A 10,073-nucleotide genomic window follows, 5' to 3' on the forward strand; every position below is an offset into this window, starting at 1 on the left:
CAATTATTTTTTCTTGATTCCTTTATAAAAAGGTTTTTTCTTTTTCACTTTGCCAGCTTTCTTTGACTTGCCTTTACCGGTTTGTTCAAAGCGTTTCCCTTGTTTTTTCTCAGGGTTGTGTTGTTTTTTCCCGCGACGGTTCGCTTCATTTTTTTGATGGTTGTTTCGTTTGTTGGCTTTTGGTGCTTGCAGTTTTTCGACTTCTTCTGCTGCTACCAATTCGAAATCGATCTCTCTTGTTTCAGGATCAGCTTTCACGACTTTGATACGAACTTTTTGACCAATTTTAAAGGTCAAGCCTGTCCGTTCACCTACAAGTGCCAGATGGTTTTCCAAATAATGGAAGTAATCTTGCTTCAGATTATTGATATGGATCAGCCCTTCAATCGTGTTAGGCAATTCAATAAACAAGCCAAACTTAACGACGGAACTGATGATACCGTCAAACTCTTCTCCTACTTTATCGGCCATATACTCAGCTTTTTTTAGCGCATCGACTTCTCTTTCTGCATCGACTGCTCGTCGTTCCATTTGGGAGCTGTGCATTGCGATGTCAGGCAAGATTTCAGCCCATTTGTTTTGGTTGGCTTCAGAGACATCTTCACTGTAAGAACGAATCAAGCGATGCACGATCAAGTCGGGGTACCGACGGATCGGTGACGTGAAGTGAGTATAATCTTCCGCTGCCAAACCATAGTGGCCGACGTTTTCTTCTGAATACTTCGCTTGCTGCATACTTCTGAGCAGCATCGTATTGACAACCATTGCCTCTGGCTTATCTGCGACATCTTCAACCACTTTTTGCAGTTGTTTTGGTGAGATCGAGCCGTTGGTTTGTTTGACTACAATCCCTAAAGCAGAAGCAAAATCAAAGAAGCGACGCATTTTCTCTTCTTTTGGTTCCTCATGGATCCGATAAATAAATGGTAAATGCTTCCGATTGAAATGGCGCGCCACGGTTTCATTGGCTGCCAACATGAAGGACTCGATCAATCGTTCGCCGACGCCACGTTCTCGCAGAACGATTTCTTGCGGGTGTCCTTCTCCATCGACCAAGACTTTCGCTTCGCGGTCTTCAAAAGAAACCGCCCCACGCTTGATCCGCATCGTTTCTAACACGTGGTGCAAGGCGGCCATATCATGGAACATCGGTACTAGTTCCCCATATTCTTTGCTGGTTTCTGGATCATTGTCTTCAATAATTTGATTGACTGCCTGATAAGTCATGCGGGCACTTGTTTGAATAATACTTTGGAAAATATTGTAATCCGTGACGATCCCCTCTTGGTTGATCCACATTTCACAGCTCATGGTCAACCTTGGAACATTCGGATTCAACGAACAGATCCCGTTTGATAAACGTTGTGGGATCATCGGGATCACTCGATCCGTTAGATAGACACTCGTTCCCCGCTCAAAAGCTTCTTTGTCCAACGCACTGTTTTCTGTCACATAATAAGAAACATCTGCGATATGCACGCCCAAATAAAAGCTGCCGTCAGGCAATGCTTTTACCGTCACCGCATCATCCAAATCTTTGGCATCCGCACCATCGATCGTTACGATCTGTTGATCTCGCAAATCCCGTCGTTCTGGAAAGTCAGCAGGATCGATCGTATCGGGTACTGCATCTGCCGCTGCCAAGGTTTCTTCCTCAAATTTTGTGGGAATCCCATTCGCCACGACGATCGATAAAATATCCATTCCAGGATCGTTTTTATGCCCCACAACTTTTGTGATCAACCCCTCTAAGCTTTTCGAATAGCCTTTTTCTGGATAATGGCTGATCTCAACGATCACGATGCTGCCGTCTACTGGACGAATTCCTTGGGCGCCGATAAACACCTTTAAATCGCTTAGTTTTTTATCTTTAGGTTGAACAACGCCATATAGATCCGATTCTTCGATCTCTTTTTCGTCAAATAATGTAAACTCGCCGACCAACTGACTGATGGCGCGTTGCTTGATTTCTACGACCTTTCCCTCTGCGCCGCGATCTGAAAAAGGATCGGCAACATGCACGATGTCTACAGCAACGGTATCGCCGTCCATGGCATAGCCTGTTGCTTCTTTAGGGATATAAATATCGTCTTCTTCTTCATCCAACGTGACAAAGCCGAAGCCCCGCTCGTTGGCACGGAAGGTTCCTTCCACAAACACTCGTTTCATTGGTAATTTCACTTTGCCTTTTTTGTTAAAAATCACACTGCCTTCTCGTTCCATCGCCGCTACTGTCTGGACAAGATTCTTAAAGTCTGTACTTTTTTGAAGTCCTAGACCTTCAGCAATTTCTTCCATTGAAAAACTTTTTTTACGGCTTTCTTCGAGAAACTGAACAATTTTTGTTTTAATCGTTTCTGTCATAACTCACTCTTTCCAAGCAAGTGTTTCTAAGAAAGCAAACACATCCTGCTCTAATTTTTTCCGTTCTGGTCCAACTGTCACCACATGACCACTTTGAGGATACCATTGAAGCGTGTAGGGAACATGGGACAATGCCGCTGCGGTTTTGAAAACCGTCTGTGGATCGATCATTTGGTCCCTTCCTGCTTGCGCCAGGAAGATTGGGCGCTCGATTTTTCCTAAATGCTCGGCTGTGGTTTGTCCGACTGTTTCGATTCCTTGCAGTTGTTCTCTGACCTTGCGAGGGACTTCTGCCAATATTTCTTTTTGGGTCGCCTCATCTAAATCAGCGTAGGGTATGACCATTTCAGCATACTTTTCAAAATTGACTGGTACTTCGTTCTTGGTTTCAAATAACGGTGAGCAAAAAAGACCGCCGCCCATCAATGTTGGGTCTTGCGTCAAACGATCCATCGCTAAAATTCCACCCATCGAAAGTCCAAGAACGGCAACTTCCTCATAGCCTTTTTCTTTCACATAAGCAACTGCATCCGCAGCATCCTGCTGCCAAACAGTCATTCCTTGATTTAAGATATCATCTGGATTCGGTGTACCATGTCCAGTAAACATCGGTGTATAAACCGTGTAGTCTTTTTGTTCTAACGAACGACAAAGCATGCGCACATCGTTAGGACTGCCTGAATAGGCATGGAACAAAATGACCGCTCGTTTGCCGTGTTCAGCAAAAACCGGTTTTGGTTGATTAAATGTTTTCATGTTTCCTTTCACCTCACGTCCAATTCTACCATAGTTAGCAAGAATACTTCGACAAATGCGATCAAAATCTTCCCGTTAAAAAGAAAAAAACCTCTCTTTACGAGAGGTTCGCTAACAAAGTGATTAGTTTGATGAAAGAAAAGCCAAAATAAAGAGCAAGACCATCCAAACAAAACCTAAAATGGCCGTTGAACGCTGCATCACCGCTTCAAATCCACGGGCTTTTTGCTTACCAAACAATTGATCTGCACCGCCAGTAAAGGCACTAGCTGCACTATTTTGCTTGCTAGGCTGCATCATGATCGTAATGACCATTAAAATCGAAATAACGATCACAGCAGTTAATAAGATGTTATACACGTTAGCTCCTCCTTGCTTGATAAAGTCGTCCTTTCCATTTTAGCATTTTCCGCTGGAAATTACTACTCTCTTTTTGTCATTGACCGTTGCAGGACGGTTAAAAAAAAGACTGTCCTTTCTGACAGCCTTTTTCTCATAGATCACTTTCGTTCAAATCAGCGAACGAGTACGTCATCGTATTCTGGTTTTTCTTTGAACTCTTTGACCGCAAAGGAGCAGACAGGCATAATTTTTTTCTCTTCCCGTCTTGCTTTTTCAACAACCGCTTTGAGTAATTTTTGCGCCAATTGCTGGCCGCGATAATCAGGATTGACGAAGGTGTGGTCTACTTCTAGAACATCATCTGGCGTTTCTTGCCATGTGATTTCTCCCACCTCTTTTTCTCCATCATACAAAGCAAAACGTTTATTTTCTTCTTTGATTTCCATTGCTTTCTTCCTTTCTATCAGACGATGTCTGTATTTTGTTTGATATTCTCAATGAATTGCAAAACGGTTGGCCAATATTCTGGTGCATCTTTCACTGCCTGTAAATGTCCCATATTCGCAAAGAGGACTTTTTGTTTCGGTCCAGCCGTTGCTTCCATTAAGGTATTGATCTCTTTTTCCGAAAGAAACGAATCTTTTTCTCCTTGTAAAAACAGCACAGGTAAATGGTTGCTGCCGACTTGTCGGGTCACCGAGATCTGCAAGAAGGGATAACCGACTAATTGTTTGCTATAGCGATTCGCTAAGCGCAAAAAGCGTTTGATCGGTAACCGAGAAAATTGCGGCAAACTTGATCGGATCGCACTGTAAACGGACGTATAGCTGCTGTCTGAGATCAACCCAGCCACTTGCACCGGCATGACTTCTCCACTAGCCAGCAGCAAGGTCGCAGCCCCCATTCCTAAACCATAGAGGAAGATTTGTGTTTGTGGGTCTTTTTCCAAAATCTTATCGATCCACAAAAGTAGATCCATCCGATCTAGCCACCCTAAACCGATCTCTTTGCCTTCACTGCGGCCATGTCCACGTAAATCAGGAACTAAAACATTGTAACCAGCAGACCAGAATTTCTCGGCTGCCTCTTGACAGTCTGCTTGCCCATCACTGCGATACCCATGCAAGCAGATCACCCACGTTTTTGCACACTGATCAAAGACTTCCGCTGTTAGGATCAGATCATCGGCGGTCGTTACCGTACATTCCGAACCTTGTGCCCAAAAAGCCGAACTCTTTGTTGCGATCCGCTCTTTGTATGGAATCCCCAGTTTCTTTCTGCCTTCTTTTTCATACCATTCATTGTTTCGCATAATGATCGCCGAAACAAAATAGCGTACGCCCTTTTTCAAAACAGACGTGCGATATACATAGTACACCAAAAAACCAAAAATAAGCAGTAGTAGCAATAGCCAAACCATAGGATCCCCCCTTAATTTTAGTTTACCATTTACAATGGATTTCAGCCAAAGTTTTGTCGCACGTCTTAAATAAGTCCTATACTTTAAAAAAACTTTGCCCTGACTTCTAGCAGAGAAGCAGGACAAAGTTTTAATTGGTTAACTATGTTTTCGTCGACAAAGTATGCCAACGCTTGTAACGAGTAAAATACTTCCAAGGATACTCCACTCATAAGAAGAGCGCTCGTTTGTCTTAGGCAATCGTTTTTCAGTAGTCGCATGGTTTACGTCATTCTTGTTGTCATCTTCCGATTGTTTAGAAGTATCTGGCTTTTTAGGTGACAACGGGACCTGCGGCTTTTTAGGATCACTTGGTGTTTTTGGTGTCTCTGGCCCTGTATAAGTGTTGACTAAGTTATAGCCATTTATTTTGGTGGTGTATCCTGGAACATTTTCTTCTTGGATCGTGTAGGTATAGGGTTTTCCTTCGGCATCGTATTTTGGCAGCTTATCAAAGCGATAGGACCAGTTGCCTTTTTTATCTGCTTTTACGATTTTTTCTGCGTATTTTTCGCCGTTTCGCATCAGATTGACAGTGATGCTTTCAGGACGGGTATTGAACTTGTTGTCGTTGTCATTCCAAGTTTTTCTGCCTGAAACTGTGGTTGTTTCCGTATTGACTAGGTCATAGCCGTTTACTTCACTGATATATCCAGAAACGGTTGCTTCTTGAATCGTGTAGACATAGGCTTTTCCCTTGGAATCATACTTAGGCAGATTCTCGAAGTGATAAGTCCAGTTCCCTTCTTTATCGGCTTTTACGATTTGATTGTCGATCTTTTTACCATTTTGCATCAAACCGACAGTGATACTTTCTGGTCGGATGTTGAGCTGATTGTTGTTATCATTCCATGTTTTCGTACCTGAAACTGTTGTTGTTTCCGTATTGCGGTACGTGTTGACTAGGTCATAACCATTGATTTCACTGGTGTATCCTGGAACATTTTCTTCTTGGATCGTGTAAGTGTACACTTTTCCTTCGGTATCATACTTAGGCAAATTGTCAAAGCGATAGGTCCAGTCGCCTTCTTTATCTGATTTTACGACTTGCTTGTCGATTTCCTTATCATTTTGAATCAGTTTGACAGTGATGCTTTCAGGGCGGGTATTGAACTTGTTGTCGTTGTCATTCCATGTCTTTGTTCCTGATACTTCTGTCGTTTCAGTATTGCGGTAGGTGTTGACTAGGTCATAGCCATTTACTTTGGTGGTATATCCTTCAACGGGTGTTTCTTGAATTGCGTAGTCATAGGTCTGACCAGATTCGTCGGTTGTTGGTAGATCGGTAAATTCATAATGCCATTCCCCCTCTTTATTCGGGGTAACCGTTTTTGTTTGGAACACTTCACCATTTTGCAGTAATTGAACCGTAATGCTTGTCGGACGGGTATTAAATTTGTTGTCATAATCGTCCCACGTTTTGGTTCCGCTGACTATCGTTGTATCAAGAGACAGCAGGTGATTCATTGCAGCTAATTTGATTATCGGTACAATCGTTTCATTGGCTTGAAGATCCCAGCGGTGGGTTTCCGCATTGACCAATACCGTATCAGCAACGATACTGCCGTCAACATTCTGGTGGACATCAACTGTATCACCAACAGCCAAAATCGTTCCTTGGAAGGGACTATTAATCGAAATCATTTGATTTTTTGACTGATTAATAAAATTCCACAGGATAACGGCATCATCAAAATCTTCTGTTTCATGACTATTGCGCGTCGTGCCATCTGTATATTCTAGTTTGATTTGCGACTTGATATTAACGGTACTTGCTCCTTCAGTATCCACATTGATGAGTACAGGAGACGTGCCTTTTGTTAGCCCTTTGATGGTAATTGGTGTATCTTTTTCTAATTCTGTTTTTGAAAGAGTAACGACTACCTTTTGATCTTCTTCATCAATAGTGTCTGCCGAAAAGGAAATTGGTTTTTTGTCAATTAGATAACCGTCTGGCGCTTCTGTTTCAACAAAGGAATAATCCCCTTCTGGAAGATCCGTTTCGATTACTTGTCCATCATCATTTGTGACCTCTTCATCAACCTCTTTATGTGTCTTTTTATTTTGAAGTTCGTAGACACCGTCATCAAGCGGGTTACCTTGTTCATCCGTTAAGGTCAACACCACCTCTTGCGTATCATTTTCAGCACGGGCGGTATTGATGACCCGCTGATTATTATCAGTAAAATCTTTGGTTACACCGGGTGTTTGCGGGTAGGTTCCTAGCCTTTCTGACGTCGCCTGTAACGTTGAAAATACCTTTTTAAAATCTATATACGGTTCACTTGCAGATTGATCTTGGAAAACTTCGGAAGTTTTCAAGTGATCCATTCTCTGTCCATTTACAAAAACGGCAGGTTGTTGATTTTGATCTGCTAAATCTACTGTGACTGATGGGCCAAAGACAACTTTGTTTTTTCTGCTATCAGTTCCTGACACAAAAGAAGAATTTGCGATCGCATTGACCTTTTGAATATAATTGATTTCTGTTGCCAACGAACCATCCTGAATACTGGTTCCAAAATTGACATTGCCATTTAGTTCCCCCACTGCTAAGTTTCCGTTCGTATGGGTATTTAGCGTCACATGGTTAGCAAAAATATGAAAATACTGGGCTTCTCCTAGAAGTACGTCATCAACTTCTGGCACATCATTTTTAAAGCTGCCGCCACTTGATAGTTGTGAAGCTGCTGGCGCACTTGCTTGTGTATCAAGTGGTGATTCGATTGCTGTTGATGAGGTATTTGATTCTGCTTGTGGTTGTGACTCGCTGCTTTTTGTTGCAGGCTGTTTTTCGGAAGCCCCTGTTTGTTCCTGACTGTCAGCAAGCACCGCTTCGGCACTCGTTGCTTCTGTGGATTGATTGTCAGGTAGAGCAACTGCTACATCTGCTGTGTTGATAATGTCTTCTTTCACTTGTCCATTTTCTTCCTCTGTTTGAAGAAATGCGGATTTGATTGTCAAAGTTTTAAGAGCTTTTGTTTGAAACGTTAGCGTCATTTGGCTAAAGGAGCTGCTAGTAGTTTCTTCCATCAGCTGCTGTCTTTGCGGATCATATGTAAATGGCATGCCGTTGCTTTGGATTGATTCTGGCAAAACCATTTGTTCTCCTTCACTCAAGCTGAATGCCAGTTGATTAGCAGCAGACTGCTGATTCTTTTCTACCTCGATCGTCCAAGTGATTTTTCCTGTCGTAGGATCTGGTAATGAGGTCACTTGCGCTGTTCCTTTTTCATTTTGAAATAGAATTATTTTGGTGTTTCCCTCGGTGTCCGCATGAGCTGTAACGACTGGTAACAATGGCGTCACATAGGACATTACAAGCAAAGACAACATAACAATCGGGTAAGATATTTTTTTCACATAAGTACGCATTTCTCTTCCTCCAAACAACAAATTTTACTCAGGTGATTATCCTAATCGGAAAAAAGACAAAATGCAAAATACCTCAAAGTTTGTTTATGTGAAAAAAATGAAAGCAAGAACCATAAAATGATTCTTGCTCTCAGGAGAACTTGTGAAAATGAAATATAATTTCTTTAGTTTCAAAAAACAACAGAACAATTTATTCATGATAAATACTCAAAATCCAGAAAGAATCTTTTGTTTGTGATAAAAGTTCTTTCATTCAAAACTCTTGAGCAACAGCAGTGATGGGCAACTCGTTAAAATTTCACTAGTCAAAAAAATAATAAATGTAAACTGGAAATGAAAATTTTCATAAACAATCACATTATTTTCATTTTCGATTACAAAAATTTTAGCTGATTCTTTAAAATCTTACTGTTATTTTCCCTCTATTTATAAGTTCTCTTAATTTTTCAACTTACTTTCTATAGAAAAAAACTGTTCCTTGTTCATCTACTAGAAACAGATTTTTTCTATATAGCTTTCATTCACTTTTAATTACTAAAAGTTTGAGCAATCTCCTCTTGATCAAAGTCACAAGCCACATCCAAGGACAAAGAATCTGCAGTAGCCAATGCACCCCATGATACACAAAATCTTAAATCAGTTGGACTTTGATTCCCCTCAATAAAATAAGCTGGAAATCCCGAGTCAGACCTGTCAAGTTGATATACACCCCCGGATTTTTTCAGGAAACACTCATCGTCATAATATTGAGTTACAGCAAAATTAAGGTTATTGACAGATTTTTTTAACAAATATTGCGCGCCATAGTATCTTTGCCCACTAACGATTTCAAAATCACGGAAAGAGTGTCGAGGAAGATCCGTTTTTATCTCAAGTTTTCCCTTCCCTTTGATCATTTTTAAATTAGGCAATAAGATAAAGCGACCGATTATTTCGTTGACCCAATCTGGATGACTTTCACCGTAGTCACTCGAAAAATTGCTATGACCATCGATTACTTTAAAAGAAATCGGCTCCCCGTTAAAGGTTAACCACCAGTTGCCAACAGTTGTGGGTAGCAACTGTTGACTATAAAGATCGCCAAACAATCTGTCTGGTCTTTCATCACATGAATCAGACACAGCTATATCCTTACAATGCTTTTCTATATATACCAATAGATCTGTATCGTCTGTAACGACAGAATACGAGCTACCATCATCAATGATTAATTCTAAACTGCCTAATGGATGCTGAATGTACGGAAGATCTACATCACGATTCCAGCCTTCCCACTCAGGATAAGAATCAAAGATCAAAAGATCATCCAAAGAAATGCTGGGTAAAAAACCAGTTAGCACCCCTTCATAAAGATAAGTATCTTTGATTGCATCCAATAAATTATGGCCGCTCAGCCAAATAAGCGACTTTCCATTTTTCTTCTTTTCAATCGAATGCAAAATACTCATGTCACCTGAATAATCGGTAATCAGCCAATTATACTGGAGGATCAAATCTTTTGGAAATAGGTCAATAATTCCTGCAGCCGAAACAATATGTTCTACTTCCTTTGATACTACATTATTTATGTACAATTTTTTCATCAGCATTCTCTCCTAAAATACTAAGTTTTCCTATAGTCTATCATACAATTAGCATACCGATAAAACTCGTAAAAAAGTCCCCCCATGTCAATTACACATGGGGGGACTCTACCATAATTGGTTCTACAATATTTAGTGTTGGTGGAAAATCTACGGATTTTCTACTGACACTTTTTTTATAAAAAAAGATAGCA

Annotated in this window: 7 protein-coding genes; all 7 read right to left on the reverse strand. The window is 41.0% G+C overall.

Annotated elements, in window-relative coordinates; translation table 11 throughout:
- Positions 1-3: 3 nt before the first annotated feature.
- Positions 4-2,364, reverse strand: coding sequence for a ribonuclease R (rnr, locus tag ACI3E5_RS14560; RefSeq protein ID WP_128487840.1), 2,361 nt, complete (start codon positions 2,362-2,364; stop codon positions 4-6).
- A 3-nt stretch (positions 2,365-2,367) separates the two neighbouring features.
- Entirely contained in the window at positions 2,368-3,120 is a 753-nt protein-coding gene (locus tag ACI3E5_RS14565) for an alpha/beta hydrolase (protein ID WP_074536100.1), read from the reverse strand.
- A gap of 123 nt (positions 3,121-3,243) precedes the next feature.
- The gene (secG, locus tag ACI3E5_RS14570; protein ID WP_005228700.1) at positions 3,244-3,480 is read right to left on the reverse strand and encodes a preprotein translocase subunit SecG; all 237 of its coding nucleotides are present in this window, start codon (positions 3,478-3,480) and stop codon (positions 3,244-3,246) included.
- A gap of 155 nt (positions 3,481-3,635) precedes the next feature.
- Positions 3,636-3,908, reverse strand: a complete 273-nt coding sequence (locus ACI3E5_RS14575) for a GNAT family N-acetyltransferase (protein ID WP_015510184.1) — start codon at positions 3,906-3,908, stop codon at positions 3,636-3,638.
- 17 nt (positions 3,909-3,925) lie between these two features.
- Positions 3,926-4,882 (reverse strand): alpha/beta hydrolase, encoded by a 957-nt coding sequence (locus ACI3E5_RS14580; protein ID WP_086337979.1) that lies wholly within the window; start codon positions 4,880-4,882, stop codon positions 3,926-3,928.
- 138 nt (positions 4,883-5,020) lie between these two features.
- The gene (locus ACI3E5_RS14585; protein WP_498821994.1) at positions 5,021-8,296 is read right to left on the reverse strand and encodes a Cna B-type domain-containing protein; all 3,276 of its coding nucleotides are present in this window, start codon (positions 8,294-8,296) and stop codon (positions 5,021-5,023) included.
- Positions 8,297-8,823: 527 nt separating this feature from the next.
- On the reverse strand, positions 8,824-9,879 hold the full coding sequence (locus ACI3E5_RS14590; protein WP_498821996.1) for a hypothetical protein: 1,056 nt from the start codon (positions 9,877-9,879) through the stop codon (positions 8,824-8,826).
- Between the last annotated feature and the right edge of the window lie 194 nt (positions 9,880-10,073).

Origin of the sequence: Candidatus Enterococcus avicola (assembly GCF_047470845.1) — a bacterium.
Classification (GTDB): Bacteria; Bacillota; Bacilli; order Lactobacillales; family Enterococcaceae; genus Enterococcus_D; species Enterococcus_D casseliflavus.

Coding starts and splice junctions, on each gene's coding strand:
- ACI3E5_RS14575 (WP_015510184.1), bottom strand. CDS start 3,908: ATGGAAATCAAAGAAGAAAATAAACGTTTTGCTTTGTATGATGGAGAA.
- ACI3E5_RS14565 (WP_074536100.1), bottom strand. CDS start 3,120: ATGAAAACATTTAATCAACCAAAACCGGTTTTTGCTGAACACGGCAAA.
- ACI3E5_RS14585 (WP_498821994.1), bottom strand. CDS start 8,296: ATGCGTACTTATGTGAAAAAAATATCTTACCCGATTGTTATGTTGTCT.
- ACI3E5_RS14590 (WP_498821996.1), bottom strand. CDS start 9,879: ATGAAAAAATTGTACATAAATAATGTAGTATCAAAGGAAGTAGAACAT.
- rnr (WP_128487840.1), bottom strand. CDS start 2,364: ATGACAGAAACGATTAAAACAAAAATTGTTCAGTTTCTCGAAGAAAGC.
- ACI3E5_RS14580 (WP_086337979.1), bottom strand. CDS start 4,882: ATGGTTTGGCTATTGCTACTACTGCTTATTTTTGGTTTTTTGGTGTAC.